The organism is Rhizobium sp. Root1203 (assembly GCF_001424945.1).
Lineage (GTDB): Bacteria > Pseudomonadota > Alphaproteobacteria > Rhizobiales > Rhizobiaceae > Rhizobium.
In genome coordinates this window covers 990,166-1,016,368 of record NZ_LMCW01000012.1, presented here as the reverse complement: position 1 = coordinate 1,016,368, position 26,203 = coordinate 990,166, and the positions used below count along the sequence as shown (strand labels likewise).

At 60.8% G+C, this 26,203-nt stretch carries 25 protein-coding genes and 1 tRNA gene; 14 read left to right on the top strand and 12 right to left on the bottom strand.

The window, feature by feature from the left end; genetic code table 11:
* Positions 1 to 51 precede the first annotated feature (51 nt).
* Positions 52 to 1,560: an aldehyde dehydrogenase gene (gene adh / locus ASC97_RS15650; RefSeq protein ID WP_057469202.1), complete on the bottom strand. Its 1,509-nt coding sequence runs from the start codon at positions 1,558 to 1,560 to the stop codon at positions 52 to 54.
* Between the two features lie 146 nt (positions 1,561 to 1,706).
* Positions 1,707 to 2,666: a helix-turn-helix domain-containing protein gene (locus tag ASC97_RS15645; RefSeq protein WP_057469201.1), complete on the bottom strand. Its 960-nt coding sequence runs from the start codon at positions 2,664 to 2,666 to the stop codon at positions 1,707 to 1,709.
* Positions 2,667 to 2,915: 249 nt separating this feature from the next.
* Here ASC97_RS15645 and ASC97_RS15640 point away from each other — a divergent pair, with 249 nt between their 5' ends.
* The 3 genes from ASC97_RS15640 to ligD are packed head-to-tail and all read left to right on the top strand — an operon-like array spanning position 2,916 to position 6,575.
* A complete protein-coding gene (locus tag ASC97_RS15640) occupies positions 2,916 to 3,200 on the top strand; it encodes a hypothetical protein (protein ID WP_057469200.1) in 285 nt (94 codons plus the stop codon).
* Between the two features lie 13 nt (positions 3,201 to 3,213).
* A complete protein-coding gene (gene ku, locus ASC97_RS15635; RefSeq protein ID WP_057469199.1) occupies positions 3,214 to 4,050 on the top strand; it encodes a non-homologous end joining protein Ku in 837 nt (278 codons plus the stop codon).
* A 2-nt stretch (positions 4,051 to 4,052) separates the two neighbouring features.
* Positions 4,053 to 6,575, top strand: a complete 2,523-nt coding sequence (gene ligD, locus ASC97_RS15630) for a DNA ligase D (protein ID WP_057469198.1) — start codon at positions 4,053 to 4,055, stop codon at positions 6,573 to 6,575.
* Positions 6,576 to 6,611: 36 nt separating this feature from the next.
* Here the strand turns inward: ligD and ku (ASC97_RS15625) are convergent, their stop codons facing one another.
* From ku (ASC97_RS15625) to ASC97_RS15600, 6 genes are all read right to left on the bottom strand, one after another.
* Complete coding sequence (gene ku, locus ASC97_RS15625) at positions 6,612 to 7,421, bottom strand: non-homologous end joining protein Ku (RefSeq protein ID WP_057469197.1); 810 nt, start codon at positions 7,419 to 7,421, stop codon at positions 6,612 to 6,614.
* A 117-nt stretch (positions 7,422 to 7,538) separates the two neighbouring features.
* Entirely contained in the window at positions 7,539 to 7,982 is a 444-nt protein-coding gene (locus ASC97_RS15620; protein WP_244481470.1) for a pyridoxamine 5'-phosphate oxidase family protein, read from the bottom strand.
* Between the two features lie 4 nt (positions 7,983 to 7,986).
* Positions 7,987 to 8,373: a hypothetical protein gene (locus ASC97_RS15615; RefSeq protein WP_244481469.1), complete on the bottom strand. Its 387-nt coding sequence runs from the start codon at positions 8,371 to 8,373 to the stop codon at positions 7,987 to 7,989.
* Between the two features lie 647 nt (positions 8,374 to 9,020).
* A complete protein-coding gene (locus tag ASC97_RS34660) occupies positions 9,021 to 9,167 on the bottom strand; it encodes a hypothetical protein (RefSeq protein ID WP_200959473.1) in 147 nt (48 codons plus the stop codon).
* 312 nt (positions 9,168 to 9,479) lie between these two features.
* Positions 9,480 to 9,728 carry a DUF1488 domain-containing protein gene (locus tag ASC97_RS15605; RefSeq protein ID WP_057469194.1) on the bottom strand — a complete coding sequence of 83 codons (249 nt, stop codon included), beginning with the start codon at positions 9,726 to 9,728 and terminating at the stop codon, positions 9,480 to 9,482.
* A gap of 275 nt (positions 9,729 to 10,003) precedes the next feature.
* Positions 10,004 to 10,306 carry a hypothetical protein gene (locus ASC97_RS15600; RefSeq protein WP_057469193.1) on the bottom strand — a complete coding sequence of 101 codons (303 nt, stop codon included), beginning with the start codon at positions 10,304 to 10,306 and terminating at the stop codon, positions 10,004 to 10,006.
* 174 nt (positions 10,307 to 10,480) lie between these two features.
* On the opposite strand from ASC97_RS15600, the gene ASC97_RS15595 reads away from it, so the two are divergent.
* The gene (locus ASC97_RS15595; RefSeq protein ID WP_057469192.1) at positions 10,481 to 11,017 is read left to right on the top strand and encodes a GNAT family N-acetyltransferase; all 537 of its coding nucleotides are present in this window, start codon (positions 10,481 to 10,483) and stop codon (positions 11,015 to 11,017) included.
* A gap of 28 nt (positions 11,018 to 11,045) precedes the next feature.
* On the opposite strand, the gene ASC97_RS15590 is transcribed toward ASC97_RS15595, so the two are convergent.
* Positions 11,046 to 11,121, bottom strand: a tRNA-Ile gene (locus ASC97_RS15590).
* Positions 11,122 to 11,275: 154 nt separating this feature from the next.
* On the opposite strand from ASC97_RS15590, the gene ASC97_RS15585 reads away from it, so the two are divergent.
* Together ASC97_RS15585 and ASC97_RS15580 are read left to right on the top strand one after the other, a co-directional pair.
* Entirely contained in the window at positions 11,276 to 12,022 is a 747-nt protein-coding gene (locus ASC97_RS15585) for an SIMPL domain-containing protein (protein WP_057469191.1), read from the top strand.
* 247 nt (positions 12,023 to 12,269) lie between these two features.
* Complete coding sequence (locus ASC97_RS15580) at positions 12,270 to 12,653, top strand: hypothetical protein (protein ID WP_057469190.1); 384 nt, start codon at positions 12,270 to 12,272, stop codon at positions 12,651 to 12,653.
* Positions 12,654 to 12,732: 79 nt separating this feature from the next.
* Here the strand turns inward: ASC97_RS15580 and ASC97_RS15575 are convergent, their stop codons facing one another.
* Positions 12,733 to 13,446, bottom strand: coding sequence for a GntR family transcriptional regulator (locus ASC97_RS15575; protein WP_057469189.1), 714 nt, complete (start codon positions 13,444 to 13,446; stop codon positions 12,733 to 12,735).
* 270 nt (positions 13,447 to 13,716) lie between these two features.
* Between ASC97_RS15575 and ASC97_RS15570 the strand changes: the two genes are divergently transcribed.
* The 7 genes from ASC97_RS15570 (at position 13,717) to ASC97_RS15540 (ending at position 19,980) form a co-directional block, all read left to right on the top strand.
* A complete protein-coding gene (locus tag ASC97_RS15570) occupies positions 13,717 to 14,805 on the top strand; it encodes an ABC transporter ATP-binding protein (protein ID WP_057469188.1) in 1,089 nt (362 codons plus the stop codon).
* A 31-nt stretch (positions 14,806 to 14,836) separates the two neighbouring features.
* Complete coding sequence (locus ASC97_RS15565) at positions 14,837 to 16,135, top strand: ABC transporter substrate-binding protein (RefSeq protein WP_057469187.1); 1,299 nt, start codon at positions 14,837 to 14,839, stop codon at positions 16,133 to 16,135.
* Positions 16,136 to 16,302: 167 nt separating this feature from the next.
* Positions 16,303 to 17,217 carry an ABC transporter permease gene (locus ASC97_RS15560; RefSeq protein ID WP_057469186.1) on the top strand — a complete coding sequence of 305 codons (915 nt, stop codon included), beginning with the start codon at positions 16,303 to 16,305 and terminating at the stop codon, positions 17,215 to 17,217.
* Between the two features lies 1 nt (position 17,218).
* The gene (locus tag ASC97_RS15555) at positions 17,219 to 18,040 is read left to right on the top strand and encodes an ABC transporter permease (RefSeq protein ID WP_057469185.1); all 822 of its coding nucleotides are present in this window, start codon (positions 17,219 to 17,221) and stop codon (positions 18,038 to 18,040) included.
* A gap of 4 nt (positions 18,041 to 18,044) precedes the next feature.
* Positions 18,045 to 18,788 (top strand): aspartate/glutamate racemase family protein, encoded by a 744-nt coding sequence (locus tag ASC97_RS15550; protein WP_057469184.1) that lies wholly within the window; start codon positions 18,045 to 18,047, stop codon positions 18,786 to 18,788.
* 3 nt (positions 18,789 to 18,791) lie between these two features.
* Positions 18,792 to 19,403: a flavin reductase family protein gene (locus tag ASC97_RS15545; RefSeq protein WP_057469183.1), complete on the top strand. Its 612-nt coding sequence runs from the start codon at positions 18,792 to 18,794 to the stop codon at positions 19,401 to 19,403.
* A gap of 88 nt (positions 19,404 to 19,491) precedes the next feature.
* A complete protein-coding gene (locus ASC97_RS15540; protein ID WP_200959481.1) occupies positions 19,492 to 19,980 on the top strand; it encodes a heme-degrading domain-containing protein in 489 nt (162 codons plus the stop codon).
* A 44-nt stretch (positions 19,981 to 20,024) separates the two neighbouring features.
* Here ASC97_RS15540 and ASC97_RS15535 read toward each other — a convergent pair whose 3' ends face one another.
* A complete protein-coding gene (locus ASC97_RS15535) occupies positions 20,025 to 21,281 on the bottom strand; it encodes an AGE family epimerase/isomerase (RefSeq protein WP_057469181.1) in 1,257 nt (418 codons plus the stop codon).
* A 171-nt stretch (positions 21,282 to 21,452) separates the two neighbouring features.
* Between ASC97_RS15535 and metH the strand changes: the two genes are divergently transcribed.
* On the top strand, positions 21,453 to 25,226 hold the full coding sequence (metH, locus tag ASC97_RS15530) for a methionine synthase (protein ID WP_057469180.1): 3,774 nt from the start codon (positions 21,453 to 21,455) through the stop codon (positions 25,224 to 25,226).
* 89 nt (positions 25,227 to 25,315) lie between these two features.
* On the opposite strand, the gene ASC97_RS15525 is transcribed toward metH, so the two are convergent.
* Positions 25,316 to 26,194 (bottom strand): hypothetical protein, encoded by an 879-nt coding sequence (locus ASC97_RS15525; RefSeq protein ID WP_057469179.1) that lies wholly within the window; start codon positions 26,192 to 26,194, stop codon positions 25,316 to 25,318.
* Between the last annotated feature and the right edge of the window lie 9 nt (positions 26,195 to 26,203).

Sequence of the window (26,203 nt, the reverse complement as noted above, 5' to 3'; positions counted from 1 at the left end):
GAAAACCCGCTCCGCAATGGGAGCGGGTCGTTGGTACAGTCGCTGCCCTTCTCAGAAGAAGCCGAGCGCCTTCGGGCTGTAGCTCACCAGCATGTTCTTGGTCTGCTGGTAATGGTCGAGCATCATCTTGTGAGTCTCGCGGCCGATGCCGGACTGCTTGTAGCCGCCGAAAGCCGCGTGCGCGGGATAGGCGTGGTAGCAATTGGTCCAGACGCGGCCGGCCTGAATTTCGCGACCAAAGCGGTAGCAGCGGTTCGCATCGCGGCTCCACACGCCGGCGCCGAGGCCGTAGAGGGTGTCATTGGCGATCTCCAGAGCTTCCTTTTCGTCCTTGAAGGTCGTGACGGAGACCACCGGGCCGAAGATTTCTTCCTGGAAAACACGCATCTTGTTGTGACCCTTGAAGATCGTCGGCTTGACGTAATAGCCGTTGGCGAGGTCGCCGCCGAGCTCGTTGCGCGTGCCACCGGCGAGGACCTCAGCCCCCTCCTGCCTGCCGATGTCCAGATAGGCGAGGATCTTCTCCAGCTGCTCGTTCGAAGCCTGCGCGCCGATCATCGTTGCGCTGTCGAGGGGATTGCCCTGCTTGATGGCTTCCACGCGCTTGACGGCGCGCTCCATGAAGCGGTCGTAGATCGATTCCTGGATGAGGGCACGGCTGGGGCACGTGCAGACCTCGCCCTGGTTCAGCGCGAACATCGCGAAGCCTTCGAGCGCCTTGTCGAGAAAATCATCGTCCTCAGCCATCACGTCGGCAAAGAAGATGTTTGGCGACTTGCCGCCGAGCTCCAGCGTCACCGGGATGAGGTTCTGGCTGGCATACTGCATAATGAGGCGGCCGGTGGTCGTTTCGCCGGTGAATGCGATCTTGGCGATACGCGGGCTGGTGGCGAGCGGCTTGCCCGCCTCGAGCCCAAAACCGTTGACGATATTCAGCACGCCAGGCGGCAGAAGGTCGCCGATCAGCTCGGCCCAGACGAGAAGCGAGGCAGGGGTCTGTTCGGCCGGCTTGATGACGACGCAGTTGCCGGCGGCAAGCGCCGGCGCCAGCTTCCAGGCCGCCATCAGGATCGGGAAATTCCAGGGGATGATCTGGCCGACGACGCCGAGCGGCTCGTGGAAGTGATAGGCGACGGTATCGTAATCGATCTCGCCGATCGAGCCTTCCTGAGCGCGGATGCACGAGGCGAAGTAGCGAAAGTGGTCAATCGCCAGCGGAATGTCTGCGGCCATGGTTTCGCGGATCGGTTTGCCGTTGTCCCAGGTCTCGGCCTGCGCAAGCAGTTCCAGCTTGTCTTCCATTCGCTGGGCGATCTTCATCAGGATGTTGGAGCGATCGGCTGCCGAGGTTCGCGCCCACGCGTCCTTAGCGGCATGCGCAGCGTCGAGGGCGGCGTTGATGTCCTTTTCGCTGGAGCGTGGAATTTCGCACAGCTTGCCGCCGGTGACGGGCGTGATGTTGTCGAAATACCTGCCTTCGATCGGCTCTCGCCACTCGCCGCCGATGAAGTTGCCATATTTCAGCTTGAACGGCGACTCGACGATTTTCTGATGCAGCATGTCATCCTCCCTTGAGATGAGCCGGGTCCCTAAGCGAACCCATGGGAGGAAATCTGCGCGCCTTTTCGGTCGGGAAACAGGTCTGCAAACCGATACCGCACTGCACTGTGTCGCAGCGGTGCGACACGCGGGCGGCCGCAAACCCGTCAGTGAAGGTTCAGCTTCTTCATCTTCCTGTGCAGCGTTGCACGGCTGATGCCGAGCGCGATGGCAGCCTGCGAAACGTTGCCGCCCGAGCGCGACAGCGCACGCAGCAGAGCGGCGCGCTCCGCATCGAGGAGGTCCTCGTCATCGGAAAGACGGCTTTCCTGAAGGGCATCGGCCGCGGGGATGCCTGCGGCTATGCGCCTATCGTCGAGCTTCAGGGCAACCCGGGCGGCCCGCGTTGCACCCAGCACGAGGTCGTGCCGGTCGACGGCAAGAAGGGCTGATGCAGGGTTCGCGCCCGCCGGAACCATCAGGAAGCGGGCACCGGCAAACGCACTGCGAAAGAGATTGATCTCGATCCGCATCGCGGCATCGCGCACCATCTGGGCGATGATGGCGAGCGTCATCTCGTTGACATCGTCGCGGCAGGTGGAAATGTCGAGCGCGGCCGCCAGTTGCCCCCGGTGATCGCGGATGGGCGCGGTCGTGCAGCTGAGGTTGATGTTCGAGCAGAAGAAATGCTGATCGCGGAAAATGGAGATCGCCCGCTCGTCTGCAATCGCCGTTCCTATGCCGTTTGTCCCGATGCTGGCTTCCGTCCAAACCGAGCCAGTCCACAGACCCAGGTCGTGAAACTGCTTGTCATCGGCGGTCGCACCTCGTCGCTCGAGTGCAATGCCGTTTCGATCGGTCAGCAGAAGGCAGCAGCCGGCCTTGCCGGTGGTCGTGAACAGCCTGTCGAGTTCGTCCGAAGCACTGGTGATCAGCCGTTCGGATTCCTCGCGGGCACGCCTGAATTCTTGATCGGTCAGTCGCAACGGCGTGCGTCTGTCTTCCGGAGCAAGCTGGTGCATGGCGATGCAGCGCCGCCACGAAGCGACGACCGAAGAACTTGCCGCGGCCGAATCTCTCTGTGTGCACGTGTAGACGTGCTCCGCATGAGCAGATTGTTCGTGCATTGGCTCCTCCCACCAGCAGTCCGCTCAATGTGGCGGAAACCCCGGCTTTTAGCAACTCGCGCCGGCAGCAGGGCGGCGCGCCCAATCCGCGCTGCGGTGCCGAAACTGTCTCAGAACTGCGACACCTTGCTGAACTATCGACCACAGTCGCGGTGCGACGGATGTCGAGACGGGCGCATTCGATAAGCCCCGGGAACTTTTCGCCGCCTGAGCGGTTTAAGCCTTTCATCACCACAAGGGCGGAGTTCGATGCCGCATATCCGCAAGTTCGATCAAAAAGGCAGCCGGATGGACGCGCGCGACCGTCTGATCGTTTCGCTTTACGCTCAGCTCAAGGCCGAGCGGCAGACGCGCGAGACGCTTGAATGGGTCATCCGGCATGGCGCGCTTTCAGCGGAAGTGCTGGAAGCGATCGCCGCGGATCCCGTGCCTGTCGTGACCAGCGAGGACATCGCGTCCGTCGAAAAGATCATTGCCTTGGACGAGCGGCGGCGGCGCAGAGCACGGGACGACACTGGACCAGACGACACCTAGAGGGGAGATCGCAATGGCAGCACGGGCAAGCTGGAAAGGCCATCTGAAAGTGGGGGACTTGGTGTGCGCCGTTGGCCTTTATACGGCAGTCTCGGTGTCCGACCGGATCTCGTTCAACATCGTCAATCGCAAAACCGGGCATCGCGTCGAGCGTCAGTTCATCGACGGTGAAACCGGAAAGCCGGTAGAGCGCGACGATCAGGTCAAGGGGTATCGGCTGGATAGCGGCGAGTACATCGTGATCGAAGGCGAAGAGCTCGCGGAATTCGTGCCGGAAAGCGACAAGATTCTCAACGTGCAGAGCTTCGTTCCCGACGACGAGATCAACAAGCTCTACTTCGACCGTCCTTATTATCTGGCACCCGTGAGTGACGACGACGAGGAAGCGCTGGCGCTGATTGCCCGCTCGATGCGCGACCAGAAGGTGGCGGCGATCGGCGAGGCCGTGCTCTTTCGCAAGAAGCGAACAGTCCTGATCCGGCCACAGAACGATGCCGTTATCGCGACGACGCTGAGCTACGACTATGAAGTGCGCAACGCGGAAACCGTCTTCAAGGATATTCCGGAGATGAAGTTCGACAGGGAGATGCTGGAACTCGCGGGCCACATCATCGCGACCAAGAAAGGCACTTTCAAGCCGCAGGAATATGAAGATCGCTACGAAACTGCGCTTGCCGAACTCGTGCAGGCGAAGATCGAGGGCAGGGCGCCGCCAAAGAGGAAGCAGGCGCCGCAAGGCAAGGTCATCGATCTCATGGACGCGCTTCGCCAAAGTGCGAAGGTCGGCGGAAAACCTGCCGGCAAGACCGCGTCGCGCCGGGCGGATAGCCGGCCGAAAAAAGCGGGCTGACCATGGCTCTCGAGACCTATCAGGCCAAGCGCGATTTCAAGGTTACGCCCGAGCCGCAGGGCCGATCGCGTGGTACGACAGCGCGGGGCGGCAACGCGCTCAGCTTCGTTATCCAGAAGCACGATGCGACAAGGCTTCACTACGATTTCAGGCTAGAGCTGGACGGCGTGCTGAAGAGCTGGGCGGTGACGCGCGGCCCAAGCCTCAATCCGGACGACAAGCGTCTGGCCGTGCATGTGGAAGACCATCCCCTTGCCTATGGAGATTTCGAGGGGATCATTCCGAAGGGGCAGTACGGTGGCGGTACGGTCATCGTCTGGGACCGCGGGACATGGACGCCGCACGGTGATGCGCACAAGGGCTACAAGAAAGGTCATATGGAGTTCGAGCTCGACGGCGATAAGCTCAAGGGACGCTGGCATCTGGTGCGGATCCACGGAAAGCCGGGCGACAAGCACGAGAACTGGCTGCTGATCAAGGCACAGGACGAGGAGGCGCGCCAAAAGGGCGATATTCTCAGACAGCGCCCTGAATCGGCGAAAACCGGCCGCAAGATCGAGGAGGTCGCGAAGAATCCGGACGCGACATGGCAATCGCAACCGAAAGGCAACGCAAAGGCCGCAAAGGCGATTGCCGCCGCACCGAAGGCAAGCCGGGCAAAGGCGGTGTCGTTCGACAAGCCCGCTGGCGCACGGAAAGCGGCACTGCCGGACTTCATCGAACCGGAGCTTGCAAAGCTGAAGCCGAAGCCTCCCGCCGGCGCGGACTGGATTCATGAGATCAAGTTCGACGGGTACCGGCTACAGATCAGGCTGACAAAAGGCAAGGTGACGATGCTTACCCGCACCGGCCTCGACTGGACCGAGAGGTTTGGCAGACGCCTCGCAGATGCTTTTTCAGCACTACCTGTCGACACGGCGGTCATCGATGGAGAGGTGGTTGTGGAGCGTGACAACGGCGTCTCCGATTTTTCCGCCTTGCAGAAGGAGCTCAGCGAGCGTCGCAGCGACCGGTTCGTGTTCTATGCCTTCGATCTTCTCTATCTCGACGGCGACGACCTCAGGGGGGCGGCGCTCACGGATCGCAAGAACCTGCTGGAAAAGCTGCTGTCGGGAGATGGTGGGATGCTGCGCTACAGTACCCATTTCACGGAGAACGGCGCACGCGTGCTCGATCACGCCCGCCTCCTCGGCCTCGAGGGGGTTATCTCCAAGCGTGCTGACAGCACCTACACGTCCGGGCGTACGGGCGACTGGATCAAGTCGAAATGCTCGGACCGTCAGGAATTCGTGATCGGGGGATATGTCCCGTCCACCGCGACGAAGAACGCGATCGGTTCGCTTGCAATGGGATACTACAAGGACGGCAAGCTGAAGCATGCCGGCAGGGTCGGAACCGGTTATCCAGTCTCGACTGCGCAAATGCTCTACGACCGCTTGTCGGCGATCGAGCAGAAGAAGAGCACATTCGACGATGCGCTGACGACGGAAGAGCGGCGCGGCCTGGTCTACGTCCAACCGCGGCTTGTCGCGGAGGTGGAGTTTCAGGCATGGTCGAGCGATGGAAAATTGCGGCATGCGGCCTTTAGGGGCCTTCGCGAGGACAAGGCGGCAGGGGACGTGATGCGCGAGACAGAGAAGACGACTGCCCGCGAGCTGCCGCAGTCCAGCGTCACGCTCACCCATCCCGACCGGATCTATTGGCCAGACGAAGGGGTCACCAAGCAGGGACTCGCGAGTTACTACGCGCAGGTCTGGCGCTTCATGGAGCCCTATGTGATCAAACGTCCCCTGGCGTTGCTGAGGTGTCCGGACGGCATCGGCGGCCATCAGCGGTTTTTCCAGAAACATGCGTGGAAAGGCATGAACCCGCATATCGAGCAGATTGCCGATCCGAAGGACAAAGGCGGCGAGAAGCTGTTGCGGATTGCCGGCTTCGACGGCATCGTCGCGCTCGTCCAATCCGCGGTGCTGGAAATCCACCCCTGGGGAGCAACCACAGACAGCTGGGAAAAGCCGGACATGATCACGATGGATCTCGATCCGGCCGAGGATGTGACGTGGGGCGAGGTGATCGCAGCGGCGCAGGAGCTGAAGCAGCGCCTGGAAGGCGCGGGCCTTGCGGCATTCGTGAAAACGTCGGGCGGCAAGGGTCTCCATGTGGTGACGCCGCTGCAGCCAAAGGCTGGCTGGGTTCAAGTGAAGGCCTTCGCCAAGGCGCTGGCGGACTCGATGTCGAAAGACCATCCGGAGAGATATCTGGCGACCGCCACGAAGGCGAAACGGAACGGCAAGATCTTTATCGACTACCTGCGCAACGGGCGCGGCAACACCGCGGTTGCGGCATATTCCACGCGTGCCCGGCCAGGCGCCGCCGTCTCGATGCCGCTCGACTGGGGGGAACTGACAGAGGAGATAGGCCCGGCCTACTTCACCGTCGACAATGCACCCGCACGCCTTGAGGCCATGTCCCGGGATCCCTGGTCGGATTTCTTTTCTGCGGCCGTGCCACTGCAGAAGAATTGACGGGGGCAGAAGACGTGACGGGCGCGGTGATCAAAGTCAGTGAGGCTTCGGACCCCCGCTCTCCTTGGAGAGGCTTTTCTTAAGTGCGTCCATTATATTGACGACGTTGCCCGTCGGCTTGGCCGCAGGCCGCTTTGCCGACGGCGGTGACGATTTCACCAGGTTCTTCTGCTTTGCCCGTATCATGGCCCTGATCCGCTTCTGAATGGGATCCTGAACCATGGATGGCTTCCAATCGTCGGTTCTGTCCTTGACGAGCTTGTTCATCAGCGCAAGGACCGTCGTATCCACGTTGCCGTCCGTGTCGAGCGTGGCCGCGGGCTGACGGACCTCGTCGCCGAAGTGCAGCGTCCAGAGGATGATGCCTTTTCCCTGTGGCTCCAGCAGAACCGCGCGCTCTCGCCGATAGAGGACGAGGCGCGCGATGCCGACGACGTCGTTCGCCTTCATCGCCTCGCGTATGACGCAGAACGCCTCGACACCCACCTTGTCTTCCGGGGCGAGAAAATGCGGCTTATCATACCAGATCCAGTCGATGGAGCCCCTGGGCACGAAGGTGTCGATATCGATCGTGCGGGTGCTTTCCAGCCCGACTTCATCGATCTCTTCGTCTTCGAGGATGACGTAATCGTCTTCGCCGCGCGGGTACCCCTTGACCTGATCCTTGTCCGGGATCGGCTTGCGGGTGACGCTGTCGACATAGCGGCTTTCGACCCGATTTTTTGTTTTCCGGTTCAGGACGTGGAAGCGAACCTGGTTGCTATCCGTGGTCGCAGGCGTCAACGACACTGGCGAAGTGACGAGCGAGAGCTTGAGGTAGCCTTTCCAATAGGTTTGACGCGCCATTTGTCCCCTGACGCTCTCCGCGCCATCTCCCAAAGCCATAGTCCGGCGATTTCACATAACGAAGGGGAAGCGGTTTGGTTCCATTTCGCAAAGGAATTATTGTGACGACCGAGCGTCTCAGACCGGTGCTGCCTGCGCCAATAACTCCCGTCCAGATATCCCATCAACCGAAATGGCGAAAAAAATCGGGACTTCTGTCTCGGCTGAACCGGTGCCCGGTTTGGAGGAGCCAGGCTCCCACCACAGCGAACGCTTCTGCAACAACGACCAGGCGTGGATGCGCTCATCATGCAATTGCGCGGTGTCAGGCAGTTCCCGGAAGGTGCCCTCGACGACGACGCTCTTCCAAAGGTGAAGTTCGCCGGTCTCCTCCACCTGAATGCAGGCGTTTGGATTGGTGCGCATCCAATCTATTTTCTGGCCCGGCAGCGAGAAGACATAGATATTTTCCGCATCGAAGGCATAGTGGATCGGCACCACGTAAGGTCGGCTGTCATGAACGCAGGCAAGATGGCCGACATTCCCCCGTGCAAGGACTTCCCTGCATTCGCGTTCCGTCATGTCTCTAACGCCCATGGGTGCCATCCCCGTCGCTGTGGTACACGGGCATGGAGCGTCGCGGTATGCCGTGCTTGGCCAAGCGCGGAACGGCTATCGCCCCGGTGTCGCGGTTCATGTTTTCGAGTGTTGCCTCGAAGAGTTCCTGCGCGTAGGCAATCGCCGAATCCGCATCCGAAGGCGAGAGCTTCATGTCCTCGCATTTCGACCGCATCGCGCGTCGAATGGTGGAAAGCACCTGCTGGGCTTCGTGGGTGTCACCGGCTTTTACGAGAAGGCTCAGGGAGGTCATTGCGACAACTTCCAAGACAGTTATGCGGCCTTCTATTTCGCCCATCGACGGAATGGCAAGGCTCGCGCCATTCCCGAAACCATCACGTTTAGCATTGTACACTGTGGACTCCTTTGCGGCATTTGGCTGATCTTGTGGCTCTGCAGACATCCGCCGGCAGACTGGCCTTTGATTTCGACCGAGAGTTGATCGTCGGAAGTGGCACCTCACGTGGTCGCGCGACTGCATGTCGGCATCGCCGTCACCGTTGCCCTCAACCGTGCAATTCGACCTTTTAGTCGGGGACGAGCGCAAGGACGCGGATCGGCCCTGCAGGACGCGCGCGATCCCCGGAAGCGATGCCTCCTGTTTCAAAGGCGTCGGCTGCCGTGTTCGGTCTCAACGAACGAAGCATATAGTGAAGCGTCAACGGGGCGTTTCTGACAAGAACTTCGTCCTCGATGGGCCCGGCAACCGGCCCGGCGCAAACGCCTCGGTCCCTTCCACACCATGCATCGAACTCGGCTCGCAGACCACCCAGATCGTCGGGGGAGAATGTTCCGTTGTGATCAAACCTTGGAAAGGACATTGGGTAACTCCCCTTACTGGGGGCCAGAGAACTTTGCTCTCAAGCGGCAACGCGGGTTTCAGCGTTGCCGACAAATCATCTTATACCTGCCGGACAGCCGTGTAACCGGATTTAATCAAGGCAGAGCAACTCAGTCGGTAGTGCAGGCACTGTGTTTCGGCGCCGGGCAATATAACCAGATCTACCACAACACGCCCTCGAACGTGACGTAGAAGATGAAGGCGACACTGATCGCCGGGGTCGATTTGATGAAGAACTCAATATATCGGAACTGGCCGATATAAATTGCGGTATTCTTCCATGAATAGCTGCTTGTTGTGGAAGACATGATGCCCTCCTTCGATTGGGGCTAGGGAAGGCTTGCCACCCTTGAAAGCAGCGCCCGTTCACGTGCTGCCACCACCGCAAATATGGGGAGTTGGCACAGGGACCACAAGGCCGGTCATCGCTTGATCGCGCCGACATGGCGTTCGTCACTTGATCGACGAGACCGCCAGCGTCATCAGCATATCGACTTGTTTTTGTTGCCGTGCGACCAGCGCCTTGAGGTCCGTTTTCCGATCGACACACCGCAACAATCCGCGCACTTGTCCGCATGACCCGGTGTGCGGTGAGTTTCAGCCACTGGCTGGCGAACCGATCAACGAAAATCCTGCGCCGTAAGCGTCAGATTGTTTCCTTTCCGACGCGCGTAGGCCCTGGATGCCGCCTCCTGGATCGAGGGTCGCGTTGCATCGAAGGCGTTCAGGCATGCCGCTTCGGTGGCGCTTCTCAACGCCTCCGCTTCGACCAGGAACCTCACCTCGAACATGCCGTCGTATCCGAGAAAGCGCACACCGTGTCTCGTTTCGTCAAAACTGCGGCTTCTATTGGGAAAGATAAGCGCCATTGCAGTCCAATCCTTTGGTGGCGAAGCGCCGTTGCCGTGCGCAATGATTTGAGGCGTGAAAACAATCCTGATTTGGTGAGGATCGCGATCTGGAACGACGCGCGTTCGTCGATCGACCTGTCGGTTCGGCGTTCAGTCCAACGCGACATCTAGGGCGACTTTCCGTCTCCCGTATATTACTGCGCCTTTGCCGGTCGTTTAACAACAACAGAGTTCGTCCGTCGCAGAGGAACGCCTGACAGGCCGTTCACCCGGCACTCAATGGATCTCGGCATTCAATGGATGGTGTATGAAAGAAATTCGTCTTCGAGCAGCGCTTCGGTTGTCGCGACAAGCTGGACGGCCCCAGCGATGATCCTGTCGGAATAGTCCGTGTTCGTGACTGCGAGGTCGTCGGTCAACCGGCGGAGTGTTTCTTTCGTTTCCAGCATTGCAGGCAGGAGTTCCAACTGGCCGGCCTCAGCCAATCCGTGCGTCAGCTTCACGATCGTCGTCGCGAGATGATCGATGAGCACACGCCTCTCGGGAACCGATAGCGCCGACGGCTTCTTGAGCATCATTTCTCCGGCAGTTTGCATGGCGAAGCTCCTCTAGGGATAAAGTGTGCCTATCCGGCGCATAATCAATGCCTGCTGTCAAATGAGCGGAATTGGCGGGAATGAGCTATTCGATTGCCCTGCGGGAGGATCATAGGTGTACGCTCGGCGTCCTGTCGGCGTCGAATCGACACAGTTTGGATTTGGGTGGAAGACATGTTCGATATGCAACCGCTTCTCCATGGCGAACTCGTCCGCCTTCGCCCGCTCATCAAGGCCGATTATGATGCGCTCTATTCGGTCGCGTCGGATCCCGAGCTTTGGAAGTTGCACCCTGCACGCGACCGCTGGCAGGAGCCAATCTTCCGGCGGCTGTTTCAGGCATCGCTGGAGTCGGGCGGCGCGATGGTGGTGATCGACAACGGATCCGACCGGATTATCGGTTCGTCACGCTATAACCTGTCCGAAGCAGGATCAGGGCGCGCGGAGATCGGTTGGTCGTTTCTGTCTCGCAGTCACTGGGGCGGCGCCTGGAACCGGGAGGTCAAACGGCTCCTGCTGGCGCATGCATTCCGATTCGTGGAGACCGTCTATTTTCGCGTCGGTGAAACAAACCTGCGCTCGCGCCGCGCCATGGAAAAACTCGGCGCCAGGCTCGCGGATCGGACCGACATCCTAACAATGCCCGACGGCACGCCGGTCACCCATGTAATCTACGAGATTTCAAAGGGGGAGTTTGACGCACCTGCGTAACGCATCGCTGGGTCGTGAAGGGAGGAAATGGTGGGCCCGGAGGGACTCGAACCCCCAACCAAGCGGTTATGAGCCGCCGGCTCTAACCATTGAGCTACAGGCCCGGGCGGCCATGGTGGCTGCCGTGCGTCCGGCGCAATGGTTCGCCGGGGCGGTTTCGCTCTAACGCAAATCTTGAGCGGTCACAAGCCATTGCCGCAATAGCTTCACAATCCAACGGCAAAGGAATAGCGGTAGATCACAATCGGGGAGTGAAACATGCCATTGCGCAACACCAAGGGGTTCGTCTTTAGCCTGCTGATCGGCCTGCCTGCGGCGGCCGCGGTTGGTCTGCCGGCCATTGCCGCTGATTCGCAGCCGCGTCAGTCGGTGATTTCGGTTATCGGCGAGGGTCGGTCCACGTTGGCACCCGACATGGCTGTGCTCAACCTGTCCGTCGTCCGGCAGGAAAAGACAGCCCGCGAGGCGCTCGACGGGAACAACAAGGCGATGAGCGATGTCCTTGCCGCCCTGAAGAAGGCGGGAATTGCAGAACGCGACCTGCAGACATCGGGCTTCTCCGTTCAGCCGCAGTACAGGTTCCCGCAAAGCAGCGACGGACAGCCGCAGCCGCCCGAACTGATCGGCTATCAGGTGTCGAATTCGCTGACCGTGCGCGTCCGGGATCTGTCCAAGCTCGGCGCGATCATAGACCAGGCGGTGACGCTCGGCGTCAATCAGGGCGGCGATATCCAGTTCACCAACGACAAGCCGGACAGCGCGATCGAAGCGGCGCGCAAGGATGCCGTCGCCGACGCTATCAGCCGGGCGAAGACGCTCGCCGGCGCGGCCGGCGTGAAGCTCGGAAACGTTATCGAGATCAACGAAAGCGGACCACGCCCGCAGCCGGTGCCAGTCTACCGCGCGGCAATGATGAAGGAGGCATCCGACTCGTCTGTGCCGATCCAGGGTGGTGAAACGAGCTACAACATCACCGTCAACGTGACCTTTGCGATCACCCAATAAGCCCTTTTCGGCCTTCGGTAACGCAAGTTGATTTGGTTCAAGCCGTTGATATTATTTTTAATATCAACGGCTTATCTTTTCGTGCCCGTCACTGCGGGACACCTGTGTGATAAAAGCCTTTATCACACGTATATTACACTATAACATTGATCGTGTTATTCGGTCCGGTCGGGAGCATGAGTTCTGGTCCCGCTTCGATGCCGGCCGATGAGGAGGAATTGGCACTATCCCACAAGAGGAGACAGACATGACGAATGCCTTGCCGCCACTTCACAATGGACACGCCCCGTTCACCCTTCAGGAACTCTTCCGCGAAGCGCTCTATGCTTTTGAAGAGTGGGACACAGAACTTACGGAGCCGATCGTGACGTTCGAGGGCCGGGTTGTTCCCATCAGCTGCGTCTTCGAGGCCATGCGCCAATGCGACGACATCGTCCCCATGAATATCGTCGGCGCCGTCACCGAACGGCTGACGAAGCCGTGGGAAGGCGAGGGACCGCTCGATCAGATGACCTTCTCGACAGCCGCTCGCGTCATGGGCGTCCTTGTGCGCAAACGCCTGCATACGACAGGTACACCCGATATCGTGGCCGTTGCCTCGGTTCCGGCCGAGGGCCGCTCGCGCGATTGAGTTCACTTCTCGCGGCCGCCGGTCGGTGGCCGCGACGCTCCCCGTGTCGCCAACGCGGCGCAGCCCGTCCGATGGACATTCAGGGCTCGAATGCGTCCTTCAGTCCCTGCGTCCTGCGCTCCCGCAGATCGAGGTCTGCCTCGATATGCGCAATATGATGCAGCATGAGGCGGCATGCGCGATCGAGATCCTTGCTTTCCATCGCGGCTACGATGTCGCCATGTTCGGAGTGGCCGCAGCTTGAGACGGTCGACTGGCCGTATAGCGCGATCACCAGCGACGAACGCGCAACAAGTTCGTCCATGAAGCGCTGCATGATCGCATTGCCGGAGATGGCCGCAAGCGTCAGATGAAAATCGCCGGAGGCCTTGATTTCGGCGCGGCGGGCGGTCTGTCCGCGTTCACCCATCAGCCGGGTTTCTTCCAGCAACAGCTGCTTCAGATGCTGAATCTCGGACGGCGTAATTCTGGCCGCGGCTTCGCGCAGGATGCCCGGTTCGATCAGGCGCCGGGCGGCGAAGATCTGCCGGGCCTCGTCGGGCGAGGGGTAGGCGACAAACGCGCCGCGGTTCTTCTCGACATTGACAAGTCCTTCGTAGGACAGTGCCTGGAGAGCGGCGCGCGCCAGCGTTCGGCTGACATTGAACAGGTTGCCGACATCGCTTTCCGACAGCTTTGTTCCCGGCGAAAGCCGACGCTCGACAATCGCGTCGCGGATGGCGTCGCGGATCTGCTGGGCGCCGGTTTCGGCGGAGTCATCCGTTGTCTGGAGCGCGTTCGAGGCCGAATTCATGAAATGGAATACCTTCTATATCTGTAAATGATAGTCGTCTTTGGCCCGAAAGTTAATCGGAATTTGCGATCAAAGAGACGACTAAATTGTATACGATTTTTTGCACGCATTGCAGACGATAGCCTATTTCATGTGCAGGTCTGCCGAGGCGCTGAATTTTGCAGCAAAGCCTGTCGCCGCAGGAAATGCCAGCTTTCCCAAGCGTTTGATGCGGTGCAATAGAAACTGGCACGGCAGATGCATTGTTCTTCCCGAACAGGGGAAGACACGATGTCGAAAGCGGCAGAGATCGATATAGCATCCGTTTCCAAGGTGTATGGCGCCACCACCGCAGTGCACGCGATCAGCCTGAAGATCCCGGCGGGCTCGTATTGCTGTTTCCTGGGGCCGTCCGGCTGCGGCAAGACCTCGACGCTGAGAATGATCGCCGGACACGAGAGCATTTCCTCCGGCGATATCCGCCTCGGCAACACCGTCGTGACCGATTTTCCGCCGGCCAAGCGCGGCACGGCGATGATGTTCCAGTCCTATGCGCTGTTTCCACACCTCGATCTCGTCGACAACGTCGCCTTCAGCCTGAAGATGAAGGGCGTCGAAAAGGACGAGCGGCGCGCCAAGGCGATGGACATGCTGAAGCTGATGCAGATGGAGGCCTATGCGCCGCGCCGCCCGGCGCAGCTTTCGGGCGGCCAGCAGCAGCGCGTGGCACTCGCCCGCGCCCTGATTACCGATCCTGAAGCGCTGCTGCTCGATGAGCCGCTGTCGGCGCTGGATCCGTTCCTGAAGATCCGTATGCGCGCCGAACTGAAGAAGCTGCAGAAGACGCTCGGCATCACGTTTGTCCATGTGACGCACAGCCAGGAAGAGGCGATGGCGCTGGCAGACGTCATCGTGATCATGAATGAGGGCAAGATCGAGCAGGCCGCAGCGCCGCGCGACGTGTTCGAGCGCCCGGCGACCGCCTTCGTCGCCCGCTTCATGGGCGATCACAATGTTCTTTCCGGCCGCGTGAGGTCCTCGAATGACGGTGTGGTGACGCTGGATGTTCCAGAAGGCCAGACGTTTTCGGTACGCGGCGAGGGAAGGCGGGTCGGCGAGGCGGTCGATATCGGCATCCGCACCGACCGCGTGCGTCTCGACAGTGCCTCCGACAAGACGCTCGGCTTCAACGGCGTCGTCTCCAACATCGAATATCGCGGCGCTTCGGTGAAGATCACCGTCGTCGGCGCGGGCAGCGACGACTTCACGGTCATCGCAAGCGACGGCGATTATTTCGCCAAACCCGTGTCGGTGGGCGATGCGGTGTCTTTGAGTTGGGCCCTTGAGGATGCCGTCCTCCTCGGCCGCGTTTCCGCATGAATCATCATCACCACAAAAAGAGGGAACTGACATGACTGATGAAACGAAATCGACCAAGACGGGCAATGGCCTGTCCCGCCGTACGCTCCTGAAGACGGGCGCTGCTGCGGCCGGCGCAATTGCCGGCTCCGGCCTCATCACCGGCTTCCCGACCATCTGGGCGAAAACGAACGTCACGCTGCGCCAGTTCGGCACCGGCGTTTCGAACATCAATGCGATCGCCGAGAAGTGCAAGGCCGACCTGGGCATCACCCTGGAGATGACTGCAACCGATTCCGACGCCGCCGCGCAGCGCGCCGTCACGCAGCCCGACAGCTACGATATCGCCGACGTCGAATACTGGATCGCCAAGAAGGTTTACCCGACCGGCGTGCTGCAGCCGATGGACGTCAAGAAACTCAAGTACTACGACAAGATCGTGCCGCTCTTCATCAACGGCAAGCTGAAGCCCGACAGCGTCATCGCCCAAGGTACGGCACCGCATACGGTCGGCTTCGTCGAAGGCCAGGCGTCCAAGACCTTCGCCAAGGAGCCGACGCAGTGGATGACGATGGTCCCGACCATCTACAACGCCGACACGCTCGGCATCCGTCCCGATCTTACCGGCCGTTCGATCACCAGCTGGGCCGACATTCTCGATCCCGCCTTCAAGGGCAAGACCGCGATCCTCAACATCCCGTCGATCGGCATCATGGATGCCGCAATGATCATGGAAGCCTCCGGCAAGATCAAATATGCCGACAAGGGCAACATGACCAAGGCGGAAATCGACCAGACGATCGACTTCCTCATCAAGACCAAGCAGGACGGCCAGTTCCGCGCGTTCTGGAAGTCGTTCGACGAGAGCGTCAACCTGATGGCATCGGGCGAAGTTGTGATCCAGTCCATGTGGTCGCCCGCCGTTGCCGCAGTCCGCTCGAAGGGCATCGCCTGCACGTTCCAGCCGCTCAAGGAAGGCTACCGCGCGTGGGGCGGCGGTCTTGGCCTGGCGTCCCACCTCAAGGGCGCCGAACTCGACGCGGCCTATGAGTACATCAACTGGTACACCTCCGGCTGGGTCGGCGGCTATCTCAATCGTCAGGGCTACTATTCCGCCGCCATGGACACCGCAAAGGAATTCATGTCCGCCGACGAGTGGGGCTACTGGATCGAGGGCAAGCCGGCGCAGGGCGATATCCTGTCTCCGGAAGGCAAGATCATGGAGAAGGCGGGCGCCGTTCGCGACGGTGGTTCGTTCGAAGAGCGCATGGGTCATGTCGCATGCTGGAACTCCGTCATGGACGAAGACCGCTACATGGTCCGCCGCTGGAATGAGTTCATCGCTGCCTAAGGAAAGCGTTGCGATTGCCGCTTTCCCCTCCCCCCAGGGGGAGGGAGCTCCGAGGAGGTGCGGCCAGGAAAACTCCCTCCCCCCTGTGGGGAGGGTTGGGGGGGTGTCTCAGACGGCACCTCCCTCTATCCGCCAGGATGAAAGCTTGATTTCCGAAAGGATTGGGGATGGCAACGATCGCTTCACAGCAGGCAGACGAAACGGCCGCACAGGTCCGCAGCGGCGGCTTTCGCCTTCCGCCGTGGACCGCCTCCTATATCCAGGCAACGCCGCTAATTGTCATCCTCGGTTTCTTCTTCGTCCTGCCGATCTTGATGATCGCAGTCGTCAGTTTCTGGGATTATGACTTCGCCGGCCTCTACCCGGCCTTCCTGACGATGAACTACACCGATACACTCGGCTCGTGGGTCACGTGGAAGACCTATCTCAATACGTTGAAATTCACGGCAATCGTCTGGGTGCTGACCCTCTTCATCGGCTTCTGGGTCGCCTATTTCCTCGCATTCCACATCCGCCGCACGACGACGCAGATGCTCCTTTTTCTCGTCTGCACCGTGCCGTTCATGACGTCGAACATCATCCGGATGATCTCGTGGATCCCGGTGCTCGGGCGCAATGGACTGGTCAATACGGCGCTGGTCGACATGGGGATCGTCCCGCAGCCGATCGAGTGGCTGCTCTATTCCGATTTCGCTGTCGTGCTCGCGATGGTGCATCTCTACACGCTGTTCATGGTGACGCCGATCTTCAATACGCTGATGCGCATTGATCGCTCGCTGTTCGAGGCGGCGCGCGATGCAGGCGCCAGCGGGTGGCAGATCCTCTGGAATGTCGTGCTGCCGCTCGCAAAGCCCGGCATTGCGATCGGCTCGATCTTCGTCGTGACGCTTGTCATGGCTGACTTCTCGACGGTGCAGGTCATGTCAGGCGGCCAGAGCGCATCGGTGGCGCTGATGATGAAGAACCAGATGTCCCTGCTACAGTACCCGGCAGCGGCCGCCAATGCCGTGGTGCTCCTGATCGTCGTTCTGATGATGGTCGCGGCGATCCTGCGCGTCGTCGACATCCGCAAGGAGCTTTGAGATGAATCACGAAAAGCGCACCTTCGAATTCTATTTGCTGGCGGTTTTCTTTCTGGCCTTCGTGCTGTTCCTCTACGGGCCGCTGTCGGCGATCCTGATCCTGTCCTTCCAGGGCCCGGAGGGCGGTTTGACCTTCCCGCTGAACGGCGTATCCGTGCACTGGTTCTTCAACCTTTTCGAAAAGCAGGCGGTCGGCGATTTCGGTGCCTCCTTCCGTCGGTCGTTCACGCTCGGCTTGATGGTGATGGTGGTGACGGTCGTGGTGTCGCTGCTTGCAGGCCTGGCGTTCCGCCGGCGGTTTCGAGGTTCCACGGTACTTTTCTATACGACGGTCGCCAGCCTCGTTGTTCCGTCGATCATCATCTCGCTTGGTATCGGTGTCGTGTTCCAGCAGGGCGGCCTGCGGCCCGCCTGGTACTCATCGGCCTTCGGCGCGCATCTGACATGGACGCTGCCCTTTGGCGTGCTGATCATGTTTGCCGTCTTCAACCGCTTCTCACCGGCCTATGAGGAGGCGGCGCGCGATCTCGGGGCGAATTCCTGGCAGACCTTCCGCCATGTCGTGCTGCCGATGATTGCGCCAAGCCTGATCGGCGTCGGCCTGTTCGGCTTCACGCTCTCCTATGACGAATTCGCGCGTACGCTGATGACTTCCGGCAGCTACAACACGCTGCCGCTCGAGATCTACGGCATGACGACCAACGTCACGACGCCGGTGCTCTATGCGCTCGGTACCGTCACGACGCTCTTCTCCTTCACCATCATTCTCATTGCGCTCGGCATCATGCTCATGCTCAGTCGACGCCAGGCAAAGATAAGCTGACATCATGCGCATTCTCCTCGTCAATCCAAACACGACGGCTTCGATGACCGAGAAGGCCGCAATCGCAGCCCGGGCGGTGGCTGCAGCGGGGACGGACATCATCCCGGCAACATCGCGCATGGGGCCAGCCTCCATCGAGGGGCACTATGATGGCGCGCTCGCCATCCCCGGCCTTCTGTCCGAACTGAGGGAGCGGGTGGCCGCCGGCTACGACGCAGCCGTTGTCGCCTGCTTCGACGACACCGGGCTTGAGGCGGCGCGCAGCTTTGCCGATGTTCCGGTGCTCGGGCTCTGCGAATCCGCCATTGCGACTGCGGGCTTTCTTGCCCAGCGGTTCACCGTCGTGACGACGCTGGAGCGGTCGCGCGTGCTGATCGAAAATCTTGTCCGGCGCTACGGCATGGGCGAGCGTGCGAAGGTTCGGGCATCCGATATCCCCGTGCTCGAGCTCGATGATCCAGCGTCCGGCGCGATCGCGACGTTGCGTGCGGAGATCGAAAGGGCACTCCGCGAAGACGGGGCGGAGGCGATCGTGCTTGGCTGTGCCGGCATGACCGACCTGGCGCGCGAACTGCAGGCAATCTATGGCGTGCCCGTGGTGGATGGCGTTACCGCCGCAGTCAAGCAAGCCGAGGCGCTGGTGTCGCTTGGATTGTCGACCAGCAAGCGTGGCTCTTATGCCTCGCCGCTGGCCAAGCCCTTTGTCGGCGCGATGAGCGGTTTTGCGCCCATGCGGGCAGTGGGCTGAGCGATGTCCATTTCCTTCGACTTCGAAACGCTTTCCGAGCGCGATCGCTACAAGCTGATGATCGGCACCGTCATTCCGCGTCCGATCGCGCTGGTGACGACGGTGGACGAGCATGGCCGCATCAACGCTGCACCATTCAGCTTCTTCAATTGCCTGTCGGCCGATCCGCCCATCCTGGCTTTGGGCGTCGAGAACAACCCGGATATGTCTTTCAAGGATACCGGCCACAATATCCGCATGACGGAGGTCTTCACCGTCAATATCGTCTCGTTCGCGATTGCTGAAGCAATGCATATATGCGGCTCCAAATATCCGCGCGGCGTCGATGAACTGAAGGAAGCGGGATTGACTGCGGTGCCCGGCACCAAGGTCGCGTCGCCGTGGATCGCCGAGGCGCCGGCGGCCTTCGAGTGCAAACGGCACGTGACGCTGGAGCTCGGAAAGTCGCGACAGATCATCATGGGCGAGATCGTCTATGCGCACTATCGCGACGGTGTCGTCGATCCGGAGCGTTTGCGCGTCGATCCGGCAGCGGTCGATGCCATTGCGCGTCTTGGCGGTGACACCTGCAGCACGATCCGCGACCGCTTCGAGATGCTGACGCCGAAGTTCTGACACGAGCCGTATCACCACGATTTTGCTTTACTTTTCCGCTTGGGTTGCGAATGGTCAGCCAAAAGCATAGCGGAGAGAAACAGACATGATCACGGCCGACGAGGATCTCAAGCGGATCGCGGAACAGGAAACGGCGTTGAGCTTCGACGCGTTCGATCTGGGCACGGCCTGGCAACTCGGCAAGCTGCTGCAGGAACTCGGCAGCGAACGCGGCCTTGGCATCGCCATCGACATCACGCTGCATGCGATGCCTGTTTTCTACGCCGCGCTTCCGGGCGTGACGCCGGACAACGTTCAATGGGTGCGCCGCAAGCGCAATCTGGTGCTGCGCTACTTCAGGAGCAGCTACGCGATTGGCCTGGAGCTCAAGGAAAAGGGAAAGACCGTGGCCGACAACGGCTTGTCGGACGCGGACTATGCGCCGCATGGCGGCAGTTTTCCGATCAACGTCAAGGGAACCGGCTGTATTGGCGCGGTGACGGTGTCGGGCCTGCCGCAGCGCGACGATCACAATCTGGCGGTCGAAGCGCTGGCGCTGATACTGGCAAAGGATCTTGACGCGCTGAGCCTTGCTTGAACGAAAGCGGCGCCCGATATCAGGGCGCCGCCTGCTACATCGAACTAGATCTTGCCGCCGGCCTCGGCGATCACCTTCGTCAGGCTGCCGGTTGCCGGGAATAGCGGGATCAGGCAGGCTTGCAGTGCGTGATAGATGTCGCCCTTGCCCGGGAAGATGGTATGAGCGGGAACGAGGTCCTCGGTCAGTTCTTCGTGCCAGCCGCCATTCTTATGGTCGATGAAGCAACGTTCGATCACGCTCCAGATCTTGCGATAGCTTTCCTCGTGATAATCACTCGGCAGGTGCTCGTTGAGGTAATGCGCAGCGGCCGCGCCTTCCGAGGCAGGCCACCACAGCTTGTCGCGCTTGGCCGGCGCGTCTTCCCAATCGAGCGTGTAGAAGAAGCCGCCCTTGTCGGCGTCCCAGCCGAGCAGCATCGACTGCGCGAAGAGGGCCTTGGCGGCATCCGGCATCCACGCGTGCTTCTTGCCGCCGAGCGACCAGAGCTGCAGCAGCAGGCGCGCCCATTCCAGCCAGTGGCCGGGTGTGGTGCCCGAGGGGCGGAACATTTCGTTGCCGCGATAGCTTTTGTCGAGGATCCATTCGGACGAGAAGTGCTCCGCGACGCGCCAGTCAACGGATCCCGCGGCACGGCGGATCACCAGATCGGCGATGCTTTCGGCCTTGTCGAGATAGGCCTTGTCGCCGGTGGCTTCGAAGGCGGCCATCAGCGCTTCGGTCAAGTGCATGTTGGAATTCTGGCCGCGGTAGGTGCCACCGTCGATCAGCGACCAATCGGCATTGAATTCCTCCGCGATGGCACCGTGGCGCGGTTCCCAGAACCTGGCGTTCAGGACTTCGGTGACGTCGGCGATCATGGCGTCTGCCAAGGGGTGGCCGATTGTTTTCGCCGACGAGCCGGCGAGCAGCACGAAGGCGTGTCCATATCCCTGTTTGGTGGAATCCACCGGGCCATCATTCTTGAGCGACCAGAAGTATCCGCCGTTTTTCTTGTCGCGATGGTGGTTCCAGATATACTGCATGCCGTGGTCAACCACGTCAGCCGCGCCGGGACGGCCGAGCAGGGCGCCGATCGAGAAGCAATGGACTGCACGTGCGGCGATATGCACGCCGCGCACCTGACCCTCGGCGTCGAGCGGTTTGCCGGTATCGTCCAGATCGTAGAACCCGCCCTTGGGATTGATGGAATCGTGCTGGAAGAAATCAAACAGGGCATTGGCCTGTCCTAGCAGCCAGTTGCGATGGTAGCTGCGGGTCGTCCAGTTTCCAAGCGTGGCGTCGCCGATTGCAGGTGTCATGATACTCCTCCGATTGCGTGCACAATACCTTCTAAAGCGCCTATATAGGGGCGGTTCGAGTCTGTCACCCGGCAACCGCGTCCGGTGCAGTTTCGACAAGCGTATATTGACATAAAGATATCTTTATGTGATTTGGAGCGCTGGTCTTTAACGACGTCAAGGAGCCTGCCCGTGTTTGACAATCTTTTTGGTCCCCAGGGGGCAACGCGTGACGGCGGTGATGTGTTTGCAGCCCTGAAGAAAGCGGCAAGCGAACGCATCCTCGTTCTTGATGGTGCAATGGGCACGCAGATCCAGGGGCTCGGCTTTGACGAGGACCATTTTCGGGGTGACCGTTTCATCGGTTGCGCCTGCCACCAGAAGGGCAACAACGACCTTCTGATCCTGACGCAGCCGGATGCTATCGAGGAAATCCATTACAAATACGCCAAGGCCGGCGCCGATATTCTCGAGACCAACACCTTCTCGTCGACGCGTATTGCCCAGGCGGATTATGCCATGGAGGGCGAAGTCTACGCCCTCAACAAGGAAGGCGCGGAGATTGTGCGCCGCGCCGCGGTTCGAGCAGAGCGAGAGGACGGGCGTCGCCGTTTCGTTGCCGGCGCCATCGGCCCGACGAACAGAACGGCCTCGATCTCGCCCGACGTCAACAACCCCGGTTTCCGGGCCGTCAGCTTCGACGACCTGCGCATCGCCTACGGCGAGCAGATCGACGGTTTGATCGACGGCGGTGCCGATATCATCCTGATCGAGACGATTTTCGATACCCTGAACGCCAAAGCGGCAATTTTCGCCTGCGAGGAACGCTTTGCGGCCAAGGGCATTCGCCTGCCAGTCATGATCTCCGGCACGATCACCGACCTCTCGGGACGCACGCTTTCCGGCCAGACGCCGTCTGCATTCTGGAACTCGGTGCGCCATGCAAATCCGTTCACGATCGGCCTCAACTGCGCGCTCGGCGCCAACGCCATGCGCCCGCATCTGCAGGAACTGTCGGGCGTTGCTGATACCTTCATTTGCGCCTACCCGAATGCCGGCCTGCCGAATGAGTTCGGCCAGTATGACGAGACGCCGGAACTGATGGCTGCCCAGATCGAGAGTTTTGCGCGCGAGGGCCTGGTCAACATCGTCGGCGGTTGCTGCGGCTCGACGCCGGAGCATATCCGCGCGATTGCCGAAACCGTGGCAAAATACAAGCCACGCGAGATTCCGGAGCATCGTCCATTCATGTCGCTGTCGGGCCTCGAGCCCTTCGAGCTGACCAAGGACATTCCGTTCGTCAACGTCGGCGAGCGCACCAATGTCACCGGTTCGGCGAAGTTCCGCAAGCTGATCACCAATGCCGACTATACGGCAGCGCTCGACGTCGCGCGCGATCAGGTCGAGAACGGTGCTCAGGTCATCGACATCAACATGGACGAAGGCCTGATCGATTCCGAAAAGGCAATGATCGAGTTTCTGAACCTGATCGCTGCCGAGCCGGATATCGCCCGCGTGCCAGTTATGATCGACAGCTCCAAGTTCTCGATCATCGAATCCGGCCTGAAGCGCGTTCAGGGCAAGCCGATCGTCAACTCGATCTCGCTGAAGGAAGGCGAGGAGAATTTTCTTGCCCAGGCGCGCCTGCTGCACGCTTACGGCGCGGCCGTGGTCGTGATGGCCTTTGACGAGACCGGGCAGGCGGACAGCTACGACCGCAAGGTCGAGATCTGCACGCGCGCCTATAAGCTCCTGACCGAGCAGGCGGGCTTCCCGCCCGAGGACATCATTTTCGATCCGAACATCTTCGCGGTGGCGACCGGTATCGAGGAGCACAACAACTACGGCGTCGATTTCATCGAGGCGACGCGGACCATCCGTCAGCGCATGCCGCTGGTGCATATATCCGGCGGCGTGTCCAACCTGTCGTTCTCCTTCCGCGGCAACGAACCGGTGCGCGAGGCGATGCACGCGGTGTTCCTGTACCACGCCATTCAGGCAGGCATGGACATGGGCATCGTCAATGCTGGCCAGCTTGCCGTCTACGACAACATCGACCCGGAACTGCGCGAGGCCTGCGAGGACGTGGTGCTGAACCGGCGGCCCGACGGCACGGAGAGGCTGCTCGAGGTTGCCGAGCGTTTCCGCGGTGCCGGCACGCGAGAAGCGCGCGTTCAGGATCTGTCGTGGCGCGAATGGTCGGTCGAAAAGCGGCTCGAGCATGCGCTGGTCAACGGCATTACCGAGTACATCGACGCCGACACCGAGGAGGCACGCCTGAAGGCGGCGCGTCCGCTGCATGTCATCGAAGGCCCGCTGATGGCCGGGATGAACGTGGTCGGCGATCTCTTCGGCTCGGGCAAGATGTTCCTGCCGCAGGTGGTCAAGTCGGCACGCGTGATGAAGCAGGCGGTTGCGGTTCTGCTGCCCTACATGGAAGAAGAAAAGCGCCTCACCGGCGGCGACCAGCGGAAGTCGGCGGGCAAGATTCTCATGGCGACCGTCAAGGGCGACGTCCACGATATCGGCAAGAACATCGTCGGTGTCGTGCTTGCCTGCAACAACTACGAAATCATCGATCTCGGCGTCATGGTGCCGGCCACGAAAATATTGGAAACGGCAGTGGCGGAAGATGTCGACATCATTGGCCTGTCGGGGCTGATTACGCCGTCGCTCGACGAGATGGTCCACGTTGCAGCCGAGATGGAACGCCAGGGGCTTGATCTGCCCTTGCTGATCGGCGGCGCCACCACCAGTCGTGTCCATACGGCCGTCAAGATTCACCCGGGCTACAACAAGGGGCAGGCCGTCTACGTGACCGATGCCAGCCGTGCCGTGGGCGTTGTCTCGGCTCTGCTGTCGCCGGACGCCCGCGATGGCTACATCACGGACATCCGCGCCGAGTATGCGAAGGTGGCAGCGGCCCATGCCCGCAGCGAGGCCGAGAAGGTTCGCCTGCCGCTCGTTCGTGCGCGCGAGAATGCCCAGAAGGTCGACTGGTCGGCCTACACGCCGACGACGCCGAGTTTCCTCGGCACCAAGGTCTTTGAAGACTACGACCTTGAGACGCTTGCGAAGTACATCGACTGGACGCCGTTCTTCCAGACCTGGGAACTGCGCGGCCGCTACCCTGCCATTCTCGAGGACGAGAAGCAGGGCGAGGCGGCACGCGCGTTGTGGGCGGACGCGCAGGCGATGCTGAAGAAGATCATCGACGAGAAGTGGTTCCGCCCGCGCGCCGTCATCGGCTTCTGGCCGGCGGGCGCCGTCGGCGACGACATTCGCCTGTTCAAGGACGAGGCGCGCAGCCAGGAGCTGGCAATGTTCTACACGCTCCGCCAGCAGCTTTCGAAGCGCGACGGCCGACCGAATGTGGCGCTGTGCGATTTCGTGGCGCCAGTCTCAAGCGGCGTGCAGGACTATGTCGGCGGCTTCGTCGTCACCGCGGGTATCGAGGAAATCGCGATTGCAGAGCGTTTCGAGCGCGCCAATGACGATTATTCGTCCATCCTGGTGAAGGCGCTGGCCGACCGTTTTGCCGAGGCCTTCGCCGAACGCATGCATGAGCGGGTCCGGCGCGATTACTGGGGTTATGCCAAGGACGAGACGCTGAGCAACGAGCAGCTCATCACCGAGGAATATGCCGGTATCCGCCCGGCGCCGGGCTACCCGGCCCAGCCTGACCACACGGAAAAGGAAACGCTGTTCCGTCTCCTCGATGCCGAGAATGCTGCCGGTGTAAAGTTGACGGAAAGCTATGCGATGTGGCCCGGCTCCTCGGTTTCGGGCATCTACATCGGCCATCCCGAGTCCTACTATTTCGGTGTGGCGAAGGTCGAGCGCGATCAGGTCGAGGATTATGCCGGCCGAAAGGGCATGGATGTCGCAGAAGTCGAGCGCTGGCTGGGGCCGGTGCTCAACTATGTACCGCGCAAGCGGCAGGACGAGATCGAGGACGCGGCCTAAGCGGCCGCGTCTTCATGCCTCGATTCAATGCGCGCAGAAAGTGATTCAGGGTTTGTAGCTAATTCGCTGATTCTGAATGGAAAATTCGATCAGATTCCGGCGCTCAGCTCGACGAGAAGTGCCGTGGTGTCGTCGCTCTGTTTGAAACGTGGAAAGCGAATCCCTTCCGGATCGATTTCGCGTTCGAAACGTCTCAGCTCGTCGACCATCGGCGCTAAGCCGTTGTCGAGCGCAGTCCTCACAAGGCTTGCCGACGTATAGGCCGCATAAAGGACGACGAGGTCCGAGAAGCCGTCACTGCAGACGATGGCGTGGCCCGTGCCTTCGATCCGAAGCTCCTCCGAGACTAGATGGTCGGCAGCGTCAGGCACGAGACCCAAGGTCCAGACACCGCTGTCGACCGTGTTCTGGTTCTCCCGATGCCGGCGAAGTGCCGCAAGAGTTTCCGGATTGCCGAGCGCGCCGCCATCCCTGGTGATGCCGCCGGTCCGGGCAATGTGGCTTTGGGCGTGCAATTGCTCGTTGGCGTAGGCATCGGGGATTGCCATATGCATGCTCGCAGAGCCGTCATCGCGCAACAGGAACAGACAGGAGTCTCCCAGGCCGAGGAACGAAAGACCGCTGCGCGTCGCGTGCACCATGGCGAAGGCCGCAAGCGGCCAGGCGTAGCGCGGCACGTCGGTATTGCGGTCCTGAAAGGCGGCAAGCGCATTCACGGAGAGGGTGCGAGCGACGTCGGAGACCTTGGTGTCGCGCGTCAAATGCTGCTGAAAACCGTGCGCAAATCGCTCGGCGATCCAGGCGGCGTCGCTGTCGGCCTCCTCCATATACCGGCGATCGCCGAGACCCGTGGCGCCGTCGATAACGAAGGCGGTGGCGTCGTTGTGGCCGAAGCGGTCGTCATTGGGCCTTTCCGGATTTCCGGGGCTGGTGATGGTATCGAGAATTCTTATCCGAGGTTCAGGCATTTGGGTTCA